The sequence below is a fragment of the Thalassotalea loyana genome (genome assembly GCF_030161435.1).
GTDB lineage: Bacteria > Pseudomonadota > Gammaproteobacteria > Enterobacterales > Alteromonadaceae > Thalassotalea_G > Thalassotalea_G loyana.
In genome coordinates, this window is record NZ_BSSV01000002.1 from 208,114 (window position 1) to 226,004 (window position 17,891).

The 17,891-nt window shown below is 39.6% G+C and carries 12 protein-coding genes and 1 pseudogene; 9 read left to right on the forward strand and 4 right to left on the reverse strand.

Annotated elements, in window-relative coordinates; genetic code table 11:
• Window positions 1–215 precede the first annotated feature (215 nt).
• The 4 genes from prfC (at window position 216) to QQK05_RS06090 (ending at window position 4,896) form a co-directional block, all read left to right on the forward strand.
• Window positions 216–1,796, forward strand: coding sequence for a peptide chain release factor 3 (gene prfC / locus QQK05_RS06075; protein WP_284296661.1), 1,581 nt, complete (start codon window positions 216–218; stop codon window positions 1,794–1,796).
• 205 nt (window positions 1,797–2,001) lie between these two features.
• Window positions 2,002–3,753, forward strand: a complete 1,752-nt coding sequence (gene argS, locus QQK05_RS06080; protein WP_284296662.1) for an arginine--tRNA ligase — start codon at window positions 2,002–2,004, stop codon at window positions 3,751–3,753.
• Between the two features lie 82 nt (window positions 3,754–3,835).
• The gene (locus QQK05_RS06085; RefSeq protein WP_284296663.1) at window positions 3,836–4,615 is read left to right on the forward strand and encodes a TatD family hydrolase; all 780 of its coding nucleotides are present in this window, start codon (window positions 3,836–3,838) and stop codon (window positions 4,613–4,615) included.
• Between the two features lie 134 nt (window positions 4,616–4,749).
• Window positions 4,750–4,896 (forward strand): hypothetical protein, encoded by a 147-nt coding sequence (locus tag QQK05_RS06090; protein WP_284296664.1) that lies wholly within the window; start codon window positions 4,750–4,752, stop codon window positions 4,894–4,896.
• Window positions 4,897–5,024: 128 nt separating this feature from the next.
• Here QQK05_RS06090 and QQK05_RS06095 read toward each other — a convergent pair whose 3' ends face one another.
• Complete coding sequence (locus QQK05_RS06095; protein WP_284296665.1) at window positions 5,025–5,630, reverse strand: AhpA/YtjB family protein; 606 nt, start codon at window positions 5,628–5,630, stop codon at window positions 5,025–5,027.
• Window positions 5,631–5,750: 120 nt separating this feature from the next.
• Between QQK05_RS06095 and serB the strand changes: the two genes are divergently transcribed.
• Window positions 5,751–6,809, forward strand: coding sequence for a phosphoserine phosphatase SerB (gene serB / locus QQK05_RS06100; RefSeq protein ID WP_284296666.1), 1,059 nt, complete (start codon window positions 5,751–5,753; stop codon window positions 6,807–6,809).
• 42 nt (window positions 6,810–6,851) lie between these two features.
• Here the strand turns inward: serB and QQK05_RS06105 are convergent, their stop codons facing one another.
• Window positions 6,852–9,320, reverse strand: coding sequence for a PilZ domain-containing protein (locus tag QQK05_RS06105; protein ID WP_284296667.1), 2,469 nt, complete (start codon window positions 9,318–9,320; stop codon window positions 6,852–6,854).
• A gap of 284 nt (window positions 9,321–9,604) precedes the next feature.
• Between QQK05_RS06105 and radA the strand changes: the two genes are divergently transcribed.
• The 4 genes and pseudogenes from radA to arfB all read left to right on the forward strand — a co-directional run bounded on the left by radA (window position 9,605) and on the right by arfB (window position 16,138).
• Window positions 9,605–10,990, forward strand: coding sequence for a DNA repair protein RadA (gene radA / locus QQK05_RS06110; protein ID WP_284297189.1), 1,386 nt, complete (start codon window positions 9,605–9,607; stop codon window positions 10,988–10,990).
• A 138-nt stretch (window positions 10,991–11,128) separates the two neighbouring features.
• Window positions 11,129–13,381, forward strand: a pseudogene (locus QQK05_RS06115) (S9 family peptidase).
• A 267-nt stretch (window positions 13,382–13,648) separates the two neighbouring features.
• On the forward strand, window positions 13,649–15,655 hold the full coding sequence (locus tag QQK05_RS06120) for a methyl-accepting chemotaxis protein (RefSeq protein ID WP_284296668.1): 2,007 nt from the start codon (window positions 13,649–13,651) through the stop codon (window positions 15,653–15,655).
• A gap of 75 nt (window positions 15,656–15,730) precedes the next feature.
• Window positions 15,731–16,138 carry an alternative ribosome rescue aminoacyl-tRNA hydrolase ArfB gene (arfB, locus tag QQK05_RS06125; protein ID WP_284296669.1) on the forward strand — a complete coding sequence of 136 codons (408 nt, stop codon included), beginning with the start codon at window positions 15,731–15,733 and terminating at the stop codon, window positions 16,136–16,138.
• 19 nt (window positions 16,139–16,157) lie between these two features.
• On the opposite strand, the gene QQK05_RS06130 is transcribed toward arfB, so the two are convergent.
• Together QQK05_RS06130 and QQK05_RS06135 are read right to left on the reverse strand one after the other, a co-directional pair.
• The gene (locus QQK05_RS06130; protein ID WP_284296670.1) at window positions 16,158–16,736 is read right to left on the reverse strand and encodes a hypothetical protein; all 579 of its coding nucleotides are present in this window, start codon (window positions 16,734–16,736) and stop codon (window positions 16,158–16,160) included.
• Window positions 16,737–16,785: 49 nt separating this feature from the next.
• Entirely contained in the window at window positions 16,786–17,805 is a 1,020-nt protein-coding gene (locus QQK05_RS06135) for a LacI family DNA-binding transcriptional regulator (RefSeq protein WP_284296671.1), read from the reverse strand.
• Between the last annotated feature and the right edge of the window lie 86 nt (window positions 17,806–17,891).

Sequence of the window (17,891 nt, forward strand, 5' to 3'; positions counted from 1 at the left end):
ATGAAAAATTTCATGACTTATTTGGCAACGAAAGCACCAAAGGCCCAGAGCACGTTAAGTTATTCATCAACAATTTTGAAAAAAGCGTAAAAAGTTAGTGATTAACTACTGATTGCAGACATTGTTTTAGGTATAATGTCGCGCTTTTTAGCGATTGAATTGTAAACACTATTCAATCCTTTTAATTTTCGTATTCGCTACAACAGGTAACTAGCATGTCTGTACAACAGCAAGAAGTCGATATTCGTCGTACCTTCGCTATCATCTCGCATCCAGATGCGGGTAAAACAACCATTACTGAAAAAGTACTTTTATTCGGTCAAGCCTTGCAAAAAGCAGGTACGGTAAAAGGCAAAAAATCAGGTCAACACGCCAAGTCTGACTGGATGGAAATGGAAAAAGATCGTGGTATCTCAATCACCACCTCAGTAATGCAATTTCCGTATAACGACTGTTTAGTTAACCTACTAGATACTCCAGGCCACGAAGACTTCTCGGAAGATACCTACCGTACCTTAACTGCCGTTGACTCATGTCTGATGGTAATTGATACCGCAAAAGGTGTTGAGGACCGTACGATCAAGCTAATGGAAGTAACTCGATTACGTGATACGCCAATTATCACCTTCATGAACAAAATGGACCGCGATACCCGTGATCCAATGGAAGTCATGGATGAAGTTGAAGACGTTTTAAAAATTAAATGTGCACCGATTACTTGGCCAATTGGCATGGGTAAAGAATTTAAAGGTGTCTACAACATTATGACTGATGAAACGATTTTGTATCAATCAGGCCAAGGCCACACAATTCAAGAAAAGCGTGTAATTAAAGGCTTAGATAACCCAGAGCTTGATGAAGCCGTGGGTTCATACGCTGAAGATTTACGTGATGAGCTTGAACTTGTCGTTGGTGCCTCACATGAGTTTGATTTAGACGAATTCCTCAAAGGTGAATTAACGCCAGTATTTTTCGGTACTGCATTAGGTAACTTTGGTGTTGACCATATGCTAGATGGTTTAACTAAATGGGCACCTACACCACTACCACGTAAAACCAATGGTCGCGACGTTGCCGCTACGGAAGAAAAGTTCTCGGGATTTGTTTTCAAAATTCAAGCGAATATGGATCCAAAACACCGTGACCGTATTGCCTTCATGCGTATTGTATCGGGTAAATACTCCAAAGGTATGAAGATGCGTCAGGTACGTATTGGTAAAGATGTAAAAATTGCTGATGCAGTAACTTTCATGGCAGGTGACAGAGCTAACGTTGAAGAAGCTTTTGCTGGTGATATTATTGGTTTGCACAACCACGGTAGTATCCAAATTGGCGATACCTTTACTCAAGGTGAAGAAATGAAGTTTACTGGTATTCCAAACTTCGCACCGGAAATGTTCCGTCGTATTCGCTTAAAAGATCCGTTAAAGCAAAAGCAATTACAAAAAGGTCTGATTCAATTATCTGAAGAAGGTGCAGTTCAAGTATTTAGACCAATGAACTCAAACGACATGATTGTTGGCGCCGTCGGTGTGCTTCAGTTTGAAGTGGTTGTTCAACGTCTGAAAACTGAATACAACGTTGACGCGATTTACGAGTCTATTTCCGTTGCAACAGCTCGCTGGTGTACTTGTGAAGATGAACGCACATTAGAGCAATTTAAGAAGAAGGCGTTTGATAACCTAGCATTAGACGGCGGTGATAACTTAACGTACATCGCACCAACTATGGTTAATCTGAGCTTGGCGCAAGAGCGTCATCCGGATATTGAGTTTCATCAAACCCGAGAACACTAAATTTCGTCGTAAAAAGAATTTAGGCTGCATTGCCGGCGTTATTTTTAAGAGTCACATAGGCAAGCTATGCTCCTATTAAAAATAACTTGGCGGCTTTGCCTAAATCCCTTTAACTTAGAAATTGAATTTTACTGTACAGAATTAAACGTCATTCCTGCGACAGCGGGAATCTCATGCGAAATAGCAAAGAGAAAGTGATAAAGAAATGAATATTAAACAACTACTGAGTGACATCGTATTAAAAGCGATGATCGAAGCAGGCTTACCAGAAGATACTAACCCTGCCGTTAGCCAATCAACGAAACCACAGTTTGGTGATTACCAAGCAAACGGTGTAATGGGCGCAGCTAAAAAACTAAAAACTAATCCTCGTGAATTAGCGACTAAAGTTGTCGAAAACCTAACACCAGCACTTGTCGATGCTGGAATTGCTGAAAAAATCGAATTAGCTGGCCCTGGCTTTATTAATATTCATTTATCAAAAGCGTGGTTAGCAGAACAATTAGCTATTGCAGCAAACGATGAAAAGCTTGGTGTAACACAACGCGAAGAGCCTCAAACTGTTGTTGTTGACTACTCAGCACCAAACCTAGCTAAAGAAATGCACGTTGGTCACTTACGCTCAACAATCATTGGCGATGCTGTAGTTCGCGCGCTTGAATTTAGAGGCGACAAAGTTATCCGTCAAAACCATATGGGTGATTGGGGTACACAATTTGGTATGTTACTCGCACACCTAAGCGATAAATTGGCAGCAAATGAAGTAGCTGAAACTGCGCTAGCCGATTTAGAAAACTTCTACCGTGAAGCTAAGATCCGCTTTGACGAAGAGGAAGGCTTTGCTGATCGCGCTCGCGAATATGTGGTAAAGCTACAAAGTGGCGATGCAGATTGCTCAACCCTATGGCAGCAATTTATCGATATTTCGATTCATCACTCAGAAGAGATTTACGACAAGTTAAACGTTACCTTAAAGCGTGAAGACATCATGGGCGAAAGTGCCTACAACCCAGACTTGCCAGTGGTTATTGACGAACTGATGGCGAAAGGTATTGCCGTAGAAGACCAAGGTGCAAAGGTTGTTTTCATTGAAGAAATGGCCAACAAAGACGGTGAACCTTCAGTCTTTATCGTGCAAAAATCTGGTGGTGGCTACCTTTACGCAACGACTGACTTATCAGCGTGTCGTTACCGTTCAAATGAATTAAACGCAGACCGCATCATTATCTTCACCGATGCTCGTCAAGCACTTCACTTTAAACAAGTTGAAATTGTTGCCCGTAAAGCAGGCTTCTTACCTGATCATGTAGCTTACGATCACTGTCCATTTGGTATGATGATGGGTGACGACGGTAAACCGTTTAAAACACGTACTGGCGGCACAATTAAGTTAGCTGACTTACTTGATGAAGCAGTAACGCGTGCAACGGATTTAATCAAAGAGAAAAACCCAGAGATGCCAGCTGAGCAACTTAATGAAGTGGCACAAAAAGTTGGTATTGGCGCAGTTAAATTTGCTGACTTATCGAAAAACCGTACTAGCGATTACATCTTCAACTGGAAAACAATGCTTAGCTTTGAAGGTGCAACAGCGCCATACTTACAATACGCATACTCACGTATTCAAAGTATCTTCACCAAAGCTGGCATTACAGTAGCAGAGTTACCTAGCCAAGCAACCATTGTTGAGCCACAAGAAAAAGCGCTAGCGCTTAAGTTACTTCAATTAGAAGAAGTATTAGACTCAGTGATCGGTGATGGTACACCTAACTTGCTATGTAACTACTTATACGAGTTAGCAAGCCTATACATGAGCTTCTACGAAGCCTGCCCTATCTTAAAAGACGGTATCGAAGAAGACGTTAAACTTTCTCGTTTAGCTCTATGTCACGCCATCTCAAGTACGCTTATGAAAGGCCTAGATATTCTAGGTATTGAAGTAATGGAACGTATGTAGCTTTCAGCTAGCAAACTATCTAAACTTAAGGCTATCATTTGATAGCCTTTTTTATTGCTCAAATTTAATACCCCTAACCAATATGCTTTTTACTGATAGCCACTGCCATTTTGATTTCAAAGAGTTTGCCCAAACCCGAGAAGCTGTAGCGAAAAACTGTCTTGATCTAGGGGTTCATCAACTTATTGTCCCCGCCATTGCGCCAAGTAATTGGCAGGCTGTATTGGCATTAGAGACTCAAAGCGAGCTTAAACTTCATAAAGCACTCGGCATTCACCCATGGTTTCTAAATGATCTAACGCTTGCTGATGTAGAGGATTTGTCCTCCTTGGTTACAAGGCATCATAGCGAAATTATTGCGATTGGCGAGATAGGCATAGACGGTAAAATTGCAGAAGATTACGATAACTTAACAAAGCAGATTCAGTTTTTTGATGCTCAATTAGCGCTTGCTGCAAAATCACAATTACCTGTGATCGTTCATCACCGGAAATCTCATCCATTATTAGTTGAGAGAATAAAATCAGCAAAATATTCTGGAGGAGGAATCGTGCATGCATTTTCTGGAAGCTTTCAGCAAGCCAAACATTATTTGGATTTAGGTTTTAAACTTGGTATCGGTGGAACCATTACGTATGAAAGAGCAGCAAAAACACGTAAAACCGTCACTAAGTTACCGCTAGAGAGTATGGTTTTAGAGACAGATGCCCCTGCAATGCCGATTTTCCAACAAAAAATTCAACATAATAGTCCTGAGAATATCCCATTAATTTTTGATGCTCTGACAGACTTAAGGCAAGAGCCTAAAGATTTGATTGCAGAACAATTGGAAAACAACATTATTAATCTTTTTTCGGCATAAACTATTTTACCCATAAGAACAAAGACTTAGAATTAAAAACAACACGAACCAGCTCATAAAACAAACAAAAAGGTTCATTTTTGAAAGTAAAAGTGAAATAATACACACTCAATTACAAGTAGTAGGGTTGAATTATGGCGACTTCAGAAGCGAATCAAACACAAATCAATGAAACAGCAACTGAGCAAAACATTTCATTAGAGCAACAATTAGCAGACGCAAACAAGCAAATAGAAGACTTAAAGCTACAAATATCTTGGCTTGAGCGTTCATACGAATAATTAAACGTAACCTATTCATTTGTTATTTAGCGAGTTTAAAGTAACTCGCTTTTTTTTGCCCTAAAACAAGAGCCGGAAAGTTATAGCAATAACTTTCATCAATGATTCCAGAGATGTTTTAGACGGTATTAATGCTTAACTTTACCTACTTTTAACGTAGGGCGATTAACTTTTGAGAAGCTTTTGGCCAGCAAAAAGCCAATGATGCCTGCTAAGATAAGTAGCAACCGAGCTTGCTCGGATAACTCTTGATTCGATTGTGTTAGTGAGGCTTTGATAAACTCATCATTTAAGGTAATACGCACGTAACCAAGTAACTTTTCCGCACGAATTTCACCTGTAAAACTTGTTTGTCCGATAAATTCTGCATTGTCTCGAGCAATCAATCGCTCCTTAATAGGTATCGCATTTGATGAGCTCACAATCACCTGCCCTGTAACACCATAAAACGTCACATCATGGATAAAGTCTTGTTGGCTTACATTTTCAGCGAGCGCTATCAATGACTTTCGATCGTTTTTTTGCAAGTAAACCGACGCACTGTCCGACAACTGGGTTAGCTGAAGCTGCCCTACAGTTTGATAGTGCTGATGAACTTTAGTTTGAGATTTTTGATCACTAATGAAATGAATATTCAAGACAATAACAATCAACACAACCGCTATAGTTAATTGCAGAATTTTATTATAAATCGGCGATATTTTAAGGTATAAAGGCAATTCGATTCGTTTCATAACATGAAAAATAATACACAGCTTATATATAACTATACTGGCTTACTGCATTTTTTAAAATGTAAACGTAATAATAATTGATTTGAAATTACTCACTTACCATCTCAAGGTTGTAAAAATATGTCGATGTTTGAATTAAATTTATCTGCTCACGCTAATACGCCTCTTGCTGACATTATTGACTGTTCTGCAGATATTAAAACGCCAATAAATATCCACCTTGATAATGAAAACCTATTAATTGAACAAGCTATTTTAAATACTAAAGTCGCTCCTCATGCTCAAGGCAGTGACGCTCAGATGCAAACCGTAACGAGCAATGCCCGTTTAGTTGTTTTTTCTACTATCAATCTTTCAACATTAGTTGCGTTAACTCATCAATGCAATCTGACATTAGTGTCAATTGAACAATGTGTTGATAGAGTTGGAAGTACAAGTATTCGAATTCTCATTGCAACCCAAGATATTGATAAGAGCCGCCAGCTGTTAGCAAGCTTTAATATGGCCCACAACATTGAGTCTGCAATAACTGACAGTTCTCCATCTTTATCTCAGCCAGGGTTGTTAGTCATGGATATGGACTCGACGGCAATAAAAATTGAATGTATTGATGAAATTGCAAAACTAGCAGGAACAGGAGAGCAAGTAGCAGCAGTAACGGCTCAAGCAATGCAAGGCAACCTCGATTTTAAACAAAGCCTTTATCAGCGAGTAGCAACGTTAAAAGGTGCTGATGAGTCTATCATGCAGGCTGTTTTAGATGAGTTGCCTTTGATGGATGGCTTAACAAACCTAGTTAAAGTACTACAGCAACACAATTGGCGTTTAGCTATTGCTTCGGGTGGTTTTACCTATTTTGCCGATCATCTCAAACACACCTTACCATTAGATGAAGCCTACTCTAACCAACTTGAAATCATTGACGGCAAACTTACTGGTGAAGTCATTGGCGACATCGTCGATGCCAATAAAAAGGCAGAGGTACTTGCGACGTTAGCAACAAAATACGGTATTCCAATGAGCCAAACCGTTGCGATAGGTGACGGTGCTAATGATCTCGTGATGATGGCAAAAGCACAATTGGGTGTTGCTTGCCATGCAAAAGAAATCGTTAAACAAAAGGCTCAAACGAGTATTAACAAGGCGCCACTTGACACCTTATTACACTGGTTGGACTAAAAATTAAAAAGCCTGATGGCTTTGCTATCAGGCTTTTTAACGTTATTTATTTGCTTGCTCAGCCACATACATCTGGTGTCTCAACAAAGCTTCCTTTGTCGTATCAATCAGCTCTACGACACCGGCAACACTCCAAATATCCTGTTCCAGTTGTTTGCCACGATGAATGGCATAAGAGCCAATATAACTTAATTCAGGGTTAAGAAAATCCATATTGGGACTATCAACCCGTGATAACTTGGTTTGCAAGCAAAACAACTGACCACGCTTGAGCGCGGTTGCAATAAACATATGTCTGAGCTTATCGCTACTCAGCTCTGTATCAAATTTAGTAATTACAGCTTTCTCAACTGATTTAATGCTGGTATCAATTGAAACATATAACATTCCATTTACCGGCAAGTCAGCAGGCTGTAAGCGTTTTAATGCAGTAGATAATGAATCCATCGCACTATTGTGACTTAAGATTGGAAACAAGTTGGCTTTGCGACGATGATCACTTAACCCTCGACAAACAGAAATAAAGTTTGAGGTTTCATCGTTGGCGACTACAAGCTCAGCTTTATATCGGCTACCACTGGTCTGAACCAGAACGTTAGGGACATCGATAAAGCTTGAATAAACATTAATTAGCGCTTTGTTCAAACCAGGAATAGTTAATGCGTACTCATCAGTCTCTAATTTGTCTCGATTTTTACTGATTAACAGCTTAAAGAAGCTTCGACCAATATGATGATGTTGCTCTACATAGACTTTCAAATTAATAATATTTCGCTTCTTATTAATTCTAACCACTTCATAAGGTAGCTGACTTAAATCAAAGGCATTGGTAACTTTCTGTAAGTTTGGCAATGAAAGTTTAACCACATCACCGCGTTTTAATATTGCCTCCCTATCGAGCACTAATTTCAATCCCGACATTGAAAAGTCTTCAGAATGACCATGCCACTGCACACCACCTGCTTCAATAGTTGCAGGCGTTTTATAGCGAAAGCGAGGTTCAGTGCGTTGATTTAAAAAGTTTATTCCAACGGACTCGACTCGTTTATTTTCAACATGCCGTTTGTGGCCAAAGGCCTTTAGTTTTTTCTTGTCAATATCGCTAAATTGATACTGTTTGTACTCTTCAACTAAGCTTTCACAGGTAAGATCCTGAGCGACAATACAGTAAGGTAGACTGTCGACTACGTTGTAAACATCATCAGAAGGAAGATCCATTAAATATTGGTCTTTTGGCCCTAAAGAGTTCGACAAGGTTAGGGTTGCATGAACTTCTTCCCTATCAACATCAAACAACTTAATTTCCGTTACAGCGAATGAGTCTTTCGACGCAGCAAAACCAATAAATTTTCGCATGAACGCCTTGTCTTGCTCTAACTGTTTATTGTCTGCCGTATAGAAAAATTGCTGGCCTTTGTTTTCATGAATAAAGCTATAAACTAACAAGCTTTGACCAATTTTTTTTGCCATTCTCAGACGCGCAATACGCTCTTGGGTAAGCAAACAATCAATTGTTGAAAATTGACGTTCATCTTGCCAATATTGAAATAAGGCTTGGTTATTATGACCGGTCAATGCATAAGCGGGCTGGTATTTGCCATTGACTGACTGGATAAAAATGGGTAATTCATTAATTTTAGGTAAAATATATTGCTGATAGCTCCGAGACTTAATTGCTGCGATACTATTATCTAAGTTGATCTTATAACGACGCTTGTTACCTTGAATAAAACCTTTTAAAAATTGCCTAAACCCATCTTTTTCTAAGCCATCTTGATAGACGCGTTCTAAACCAATAAGTTGAATTTTATCAACCACCTGAAGGTTTCTAACGATATATTCAAATTCGTTTTGCTTACCAAACTGAAACTCTTGCTCTAGACCAACAAATTGAATAACAACAGTTTGGCCTTTTTTCACTTCTTGCTTTTCAGTTAGCCGGATCTTACAACCATCGATACTTAGATCAGATGTTGTTGCCAATAAGATGTCATTGTCATTAAATTGTATCTTTACAGATATCGCAAAGTTCATTCGCTCTTCTTTGCGGTTATAATATGGGCCTAATGAAACGACATCCGCGGGGTATTGAGTCTTATCGAAAACTCTATCTTGTTCGCCGGAAGCTTGGGTTGCATCAACTTGAGATTTTTCGCGTTGGTAGATAACTCGAAAATTGTTATCAGTATTTTTAACTGCTTCATAAACACCAAAGGTGTATGAACCATAGCTTTCAATACTTTCCTTGAAAGTTTGAATCGCGACGTCATCAAGAAAGTGTGTTTTCCCGTCATATTCAAACATTTTACATTCGCCATCAACCAAGCCTCGTAAGTCAACCAAACGAGTACACGGTTGCGCCAAACGCTTCACTTCCATTTTTAAAAGAAAACGATCGCTGGTAGGCAGTTTTTTTGTTGCAGCATTATATTTAGCTTCAAAGTCCGTCTTAAAAACTTGACCTCTAAACTGTTCAATAATGCGATTATATTTTGATAAGTCTTTTGACATTGAACCCTAAACTAACAAAATCACAAAAAGGCTAAACAATACATAGGTATTATTATCTTATTAAAATCGAAAAAAACAATAAGCAATAGTCGTACCCAATAAACATTAACGCCAACGAGAACCTTTATTTACAAGATAAAAACAATCAATTTAAGTAAAGTAACTAACGACTAAACATAACGATGGCAGAAAATTGACGTTATGGACTGCTGTTGCATATTCGTATTGAAACAGCGAAACTAGCGCCATTAGATCTGACTCAAAACAATAAGGTGTTAGCCTGTATGGCAAAAGCGGCAAAAATTGAATTTGTGTGCACCGATTGCGGGAAAAACTATACTCGTTGGCGTGGTCAATGTGAATGTGGTGCATGGAATACTATTGTTGAGATGAAAATCTCAGCTGCAAAAGCGAAAGCGAGCGCGAAATCAGGTTCCGTTGCTGGCTATGCAGGTATTGCTGGGGGCGGCTCAAAAAAAATCGACGAAATCGTTTCATTAGAAGCAGAAAAAAAACCGACAAGTATTGGCGAACTCGACCGTGTCATCAGTGGTGGCGTGACTACAGGATCAGTCAATATCATTTCTGGTGACCCCGGCGCCGGTAAAACAACACTTTTATCTGCGCTTATTGCGCGCATGTCACAAGATGTGGCCTCACTATACTGTACAGCAGAAGAGTCACTATCCCAGTTTAAGAATCGTGTTCAGCGATTGAAACTAGAATACCAACCAGATAATTTATATTTGTTATCGGAAACAAGTGTCGAGCTTATTATTGAAGAGCTTGAAACGAATCAAATCAAATTTGCCGTGATCGATTCAATTCAAGCTGTCGTGACAGAAACCGCAAATGGCAGTCCAGGTTCACCCTCTCAAGTAAAGAGTGCAGCACAAGCATTAACGCAATACTGTAAGCAAAACAACGTCACCATGTTCATCATTGCTCACGTCAACAAGAATAATGAGATTGCAGGCCCACAAACGTTGGTGCATATCGTTGATGCCCTACTCCATATCGATACTAACGATGGCCAAGTAAGAACGTTAAGAGCGAATAAAAACCGTTTCGGTGATATAGACACAGTTGGTATTTTTAAGATGACCGAACGTGGCATGATCAGCGTGGATAATCCAAGTGAGATATTTCTCTCGGGCTCTACGACTAACTCACCTGGTTCGGCCATTACCTGTATTCGCAAAGGCAATCGAAATCTCCTTTTGGAAATTCAGTGTTTAACGACTGAAATCGAATCAGAATTCCCTCAACGAGTATGTGTTGGTTTGAACATGAACCGAGTAAAAATGCTTACCGGTATTTTGCGTAAACATACCAAAACCAAAATTTTCCACGATACGTTTTTCAATATCGTCGGCGGTTTAAAAATAGATGAATCGGAAACCTGTATTGATTTAGCGCTAGTAACGGCACTGCTCAGTTCGTTAAATGACTTCGTGGTCCCCAGAACAACATGTATTATGGGGGAGCTAAGCTTGAACGGCGATGTTCGCCCAATCGATAGCGGCGTTCCCAGAGTTAAAGAAGCTGCACAACACGGATTCGAGCAGATAATTATCCCACACCGTAATTATCACAAATCAATGGAAGGAAGTGGCGCGCAAATTATTCCAGTAAAAACGATTCACCAGCTACTGGAAATTATCCAATAGTTAGCACTTATTAACACCAAACAATCGATAAATAAGAACAAGAAATTAAACCTGACGTTTTCTGTGGTTGTTTGGTATTATTCGAGAAATAATCACAACAAACTTGATGTTGTTTAATCAAAAAGTTGGAAAGATTCCATGAAGAATACAATTAAAAAGCTAGCGATAAGCGTAAGTGCGCTTGCAGTTAGTTTTGCAACGGTAGCGCAAGATGTAGCACCTGAAAATACGGCAAATGAACTTACGATTGAGCGTATTTATTCATCACCTTCACTAAATGGCACGACACCAAAGTCCCTTCGTTTTTCGCCAGATGGCTCACGCGTTACCTATTTACAGGGCAAAAAAGAAGATCTCAACCGTTACGACCTATGGGAATATAATATCGCGACGGAAGAAAATCGTATACTTGTTGATTCAAAAGACATTTTTGATGGCATAGAAAACCTATCTGACGAAGAGAAAGCCCGCCGTGAACGCCAACGAATTTACGGTTCAGGCATTATGGAATACAAGTTTTCTAACGACGGTAAGGCGTTACTGTTTCCACTTAATGGCGACCTTTATTACTACAATCTATCAGACAAGGAAGCAAAGCGCTTAACCAATACTGAAGCATTTGAAACTGATGCAAAGTTTTCACCTCGCGCTAATTTTGTCTCGTTTATCCGAGAACAAAATATCTACGTAATTGATATTGATTCAGGAAAAGAAACTCAACTAACCACCTCGGGTGGCGGTACCATCAAAAATGGCATGTCGGAATTTGTTGCTCAAGAAGAGATGGGCAGGATGACAGGTTATTGGTGGGCGCCAAATGAAAAACATATTGCATTCTTAAATGTCGATGAGTCACCCGTTGATATCGCCATTCGAAATGAAATTTATGCAGAGAATATCAAGCTAGTAGAGCAACGTTATCCATACACAGGCACGCCGAATGTCACTATCAAACTTGCTACAGTGAACGTGAAAAGTAAGAAAATTCGCTTCATCGATACAGGCGAAGAAACTGATATTTATATCCCACGCGTAAAATGATTACCAAAAGGTGACGCACTGACCTATCAATGGCAATCACGTGACCAAAAAACATTAAAGCTAAACCTATACAAGTTAAAAAACCGCCGTCAAACTACCTTGTTAACGGAAACCTCAACACATTGGTTAAACCTGCATGATGATTTACATTTTTTAAGTGATAACAAGCGCTTTATTTGGGCGTCTGAACGCAATGGTTTCAAACATTTATACTTATACAATACCGACGGCAAACAATTAGCGCAGTTAACTGATGGCCAATGGGTTGTTGATTCATTGCACGCCGTTGACGAACAAGATGGCTGGATCTATTTTACAGGTCGTGCTGACACGCCACTTGAGCGCCACCTATACAAAGCACCACTGGACGGCAAATCACCTGAACACGTTGTTAGAATCACTAAACGCAATGGTTTCCACAACATCGTTTTTGCCGGTAATATGAAAACCTATATTGATAAGTTTTCGAATATTCAAACACCATCGCAAGTTAGCCTTCACAAAATTAATGGCGAACATGTTACTTGGTTAGAAGAAAACAAAGTTGATGCAAATCACCCTATAGCACCGTACTACGATCAGCTCGTTATGCCAGAATTTGGCACATTAAAATCTGATGATGATCAAGCGACGCTCTATTACAAACTATACAAACCCAAGCAACTTGAGCCAGGTAAGAAGTACCCTGTTATCGTAAAAGTATATGGTGGGCCGTATGCTCAGCGTGTGACTAATAAGTGGCAAGGCGCTGACATGATTCAGTATATGGTTAACCAAGGCTATGTTGTTTTTCAGCTAGATAACCGAGGCTCTAATTACCGTGGTACCGCGTTTGAATTTCCAATTTATGAAAACTTAGGTGAAGTAGAAGTTGCAGATCAAGTTACTGGCGTTAAATTTTTACGTACACTCAACTTTGTAGATCCAGAGCGTATCGGTATTTATGGTCACTCTTACGGCGGCTACATGGCATTAATGAGCATGTTTAAGGCTGGTGATTACTTCAAAGCAGGTGTTTCTGGTGCGCCAGTTACCGATTGGAGATTATACGATACTCACTACACGGAGCGTTATTTAAACCACCCTGAGGCAAACGCAAAAGGTTATGTGACAAGCTCAGTATTTCCATATGCTAAAAACTTGAATGGTCCACTATTTGTTTATCATGGTATGGCTGATGACAACGTATTATTTACTAATACGACTAAACTTATCAAAACGTTACAAGATGAAAATAAAGTGTTTGAGTTAATGACTTACCCTGGGTCCAAACACTCTATGAGAGGAAAAAAAGTAAAAGTACATTTGAATAATACTATTATCGACTTCTTCGACCGTCATTTTAAATAGGTTTTTCTATATTTGTAAAAGGCAACCCTAGGGTTGCCTTTTTTGGTTTTGACAACACAGTTGAATAAATTTTGGTTATAAAGATATTCCTTTTTAACCTCAATTATGTTTAATATTAAGACGCCATATTTATGTTACTGAATAATAATAATAAGCATCAGAAAACGTAAGCAGTTTTGAGTGTTACCATTCAACCAATCGCTTCTTTAAAGCCTAGGTACCTGGGTTTATTCCTGTTGTTTAATGTAAAATTTTTGGGATAATTCAATGAAAAACCGACCGTCGGTAGTACGCAAAGTACTACTTTCTATTTCTGGTATTATTGCCGTTATAGCCATTGCTGTGGCTTATTTTGTCACCTCTGAACGAGCAGCAACTGTAGAACAGACAGTAACGCAAGAGATTCGTCGAGCTACACAACAAGCTGGTTACGGTATTCACGAGTTTTTCAGGGAGCGCTCTCGTGTCGTAACATCCTTACAGGGTAACCCATTTGTAAATGATTGGTTTAGCCGGTATTCAGAGCGCGGCTCATTCATTGACAACGACCAGCAATATCAGCAAATTGTTCAGTTATTTAAATACGAGTCAGACTATGACCCGTTAATCAAATCCGTATTTTATGCACCTGCGGCAACGTATGAATATTTTGATATTAATGGTCGCTACAACGATCCAAACTACTTTACGAGTAAACGCCCTTGGTGGTTTGAAGCACTCGAAAAAGATCGACTATTTATCACCAACCCAGAGATTGATGCCAACGATGGTTCAATTGTTACCTCGATAAAAACAACGGTTTACTCTCCATCACGCACACTACTCGGTGTCATGGGGATCGATATCCTTGCGTCAGAAATCAAAAGCGGCTTAATTGATAAAATGCACTACCAAAATGAAGGTTTTGGCTTCTTATACACCGCCGACGGTCGTATCATTTCGTTCCCTGATGATGGCAATAAAATAGATATGAGCACACTGCCGACACTTGATCAGGTGGATAATTTAATATCGCACGCAAAAGGTTTTAAAGCCCTGCTTAACAGAAGTAAACCACAAAAAGAGCTACTCACTACCGTTGAATTCAAAGGCGAAGAATACTTAGCATTAGTTTCTCCTATTACTGACGAAACAATGGCCCTGGATTGGCGTGTTGGCTTTATGGTGCCGATGCATGCAATCAATGACCCGGTAACAAAAACAACATATTCATCAATTTTTTCAGTAATCTTAGTATTACTATTAACGTCAGGTGTCATCTTTATTACGATCCAACGTTTGTTAACAAAACCATTGAAACGTGTAACGGCGGCCATGGACGACATTGCAACAGGTGATGGTGATTTAACCAAGCGTATTGACATTAATACCAATGATGAACTTGGTCAGTTAAGTCAGTCTTTTAATACTTTTGTTGAAAACATCCAGCAAATTATTGGCCAGTGCAATGACACGACACAAAAAGTAATGACAGAATCTGATCAAGTAAGTCATTTAGTTGAGGATTTCTCTTCGACCGTCGGCATGCAAAAAGGCTACATTGAGCAAATTGCGACAGCTGCAACCGAAATGACACAAACAATACACGGTATTTCGGACAATGCACAAACGTCACTTGATTATGCAACTAAAGCATCGCAAGAATCACAGGAAGGTAAAGTGCTCGCTGACGACGCTAATGCACTGATGAGTGACCTCGCGAACGAGGTGAGTCACTCAACAGACGTTGTGAATGCCCTTCACAAAAACTCAGAGTCTATCTCTGAAGTATTGGAGGTTATCAAAAATATTGCTGAGCAAACCAACCTATTAGCGCTAAACGCTGCCATTGAAGCTGCACGTGCCGGTGAACAAGGTAGAGGCTTTGCCGTTGTAGCCGACGAAGTTAGAACGCTAGCCAGTCGAACACAAGACTCAACAGGTGACATCGAAAAGATCATTGCAAAGTTACAAGAGTCGGCCTCTGGTGCTGTATCAGCAATGACGGTAGGTAAAGAAAAAACCAAGCAAGGTGTTACTGTTATCTCTCAAGTCTCTGAAAAACTTGCTCAAATAAACGAAGCAATCGCACTCATCGAAGAGCAATCAAATGAAGCAGCGTCGACAATCAAAGAGCAAGCCTCTGCCTCAGATGAAATAACTCAACAAACTATTTCAGTAAATGAGCTTGCCGATCAAGCTGTTACGCAAACTTCTGATATGGCTAACAAAAGCCAAGCACAGAAAGCTGTGACACTTGAACTAACAGAAACAATATCTCAATTTAAAGTTTAATTTCACAACCCACGTATCAATAAGCGATAAAGCTAGTGTAAACTGGCATTATCGCTTTTTGCTTTTAAGGACCTTATGAAAATATCAAACAACGTCGAACTTAATCTTGATGACGTTGAAATCTCAGCCATTAGGGCCCAAGGAGCCGGTGGTCAAAATGTTAACAAAGTCAGTTCCGCAATTCATTTACGGTTCAATGTCAATACGTCTTCATTACCTGATTTTTACAAAGAGAGACTGCTAGCGATAAAAGATAAACGCCTCACGAAAGACGGTGTAATCGTCATTAAAGCCCAACAATTTAGAACGCAAGAAAAGAACAGAGATGCCGCTATAGAGCGCTTGGTCGACTTGATTAAGAGCGTAAATGTTGTCCAAAAAGTACGACGTGAGACTAAACCAACGCGCTCTTCCGTCAAGAAGCGATTAGATAACAAAAAACAACGCTCGCAAGTCAAAGCCATGAGAGGTAAAGTCGTTTAATCAAGCCTGCATTCATGGATTAATTGCATGAAGAAAGCTTGGCTAAACTAGCTTCTCGAATCTTGCCTTCAGCATCGGTAATGCGCAATGTATTGCCATCTTTAGATAGGGAAAAATCAAATGTGTTACCTAACCAAGCTGTTTTGATAATGAGATTGAGTTCATAGCGATTCAAAGGTAAATCACACATTTGATAAAAATAATGATAGGCCCGCCCCATTGCTCCAGGATCAGCGGTATATACATAAATAGTGCTGTCTTCAAAAGCTTTTTGGCGATGAACCTTATCCAACCTATGTAATGAGTCGCTGTTAAGCATTACGCCGAAAAACATCACGAACATTTGAAGCCCTGAGAGCAATAAAGCGAGCCCCCATATAGACTTGCCCCCAAAAGAAGATTTAACAAGCTCCTCGAACTGTTCTAGCGAATATAAAGCAATACAAAAGCCAATAAAAACAGATAGGTATTTGAAATAAAAAAGCCAGTATCTAACGTTTGCCATAAAGGTTGGACTTTCAAAATTAAGCCCCCATAGCGTCGCTCCATGAATGCTCTCAATGAATGGCAAACAAATCAGGCAAAGGGTAAAAATCACAACTCGCATGCGGTATTAATATCCTTATTAACCGTAACTAATGAAATGATTAGGCGGTGATGTTACCCGTGGAATCTCGAACGACCAATTCAGGAGTAAATTGCTCAACCGTTTTTCCGTCGTTGGCTTTTTTAATTTGCGAAATGAGGAGCTTCGTTGCATTTTCCGCTATTTGCGCCGTTGGTTGGTTCGCGGTTGTCAACTTAGGCCATGTTTGACGTGAAAACGGTGAGTTCTCAAACCCTGCAATCGATAATTGGTTTGGGATATCGATATTCATTAAACGTGAGGCAAACAACGCGCCAGCCGCAATCTCATCATTACACGAGAATATCGCTGACGGTTTGTTATCCAGTGCCATCAAATACTTTGCCCCTTCGACACCCGACTCAAATGAATATTCGCCATCAATCATCAGTTTATCATCGAGCGCAATGCCATTTGCTTTCATGGCGTCTTTATAACCATTTAGACGTTCAGCACTCGAATTATGCTCTTTACCACCCGCAATAAATCCAATACGTTGATGGCCTAGTTCAATAAGATGTTCTGTTATATCAAACGCCGCTTTGTGGTCATTCACCATAACACAAGGAGATAATGTATCAGGTGCTTGCTCACCTGACATAATACGCACAACTTTTACATCAAGGTTTGTTAAGTGTTCAACAAACTCTGGGTTTTCTGAAAATGGTGGAGTTAATACAATGCCCGCTATTCGCGACATCTTTACCATCAACGTAATTTCATCAAGAATGTTTTTCGATTGCGCATTACACGGATGAATAACAAGCTCATAGCCTTGAGCTTTGCAGGCTTTTAAAATACCGTTTTGCATATCAATAACATAATACGCGTTTGGGTTATCATAGATAAACGCAATTGAATAAGATTTTGTCCCAGCCAAATTACGAGCAGCAAGATTAGGTTGATAGTCAAGGGCGACAACAGAGGCCATCACTTTTTCTTTAGTTGCTTCTCTAACAGACGGCTCGTTATTCATTACACGAGAGACGGTTTTTATCGAAACACCGGCATGTTTTGCAACATCATTGATCGTCGCTTTCATTAAAACTTCAAATCCTAAATTCTATTTCTTGTTTTTGGCTAGGGTATTGGCATTTGCTCTCAATCGCAACTAACAAATCGTTAAAT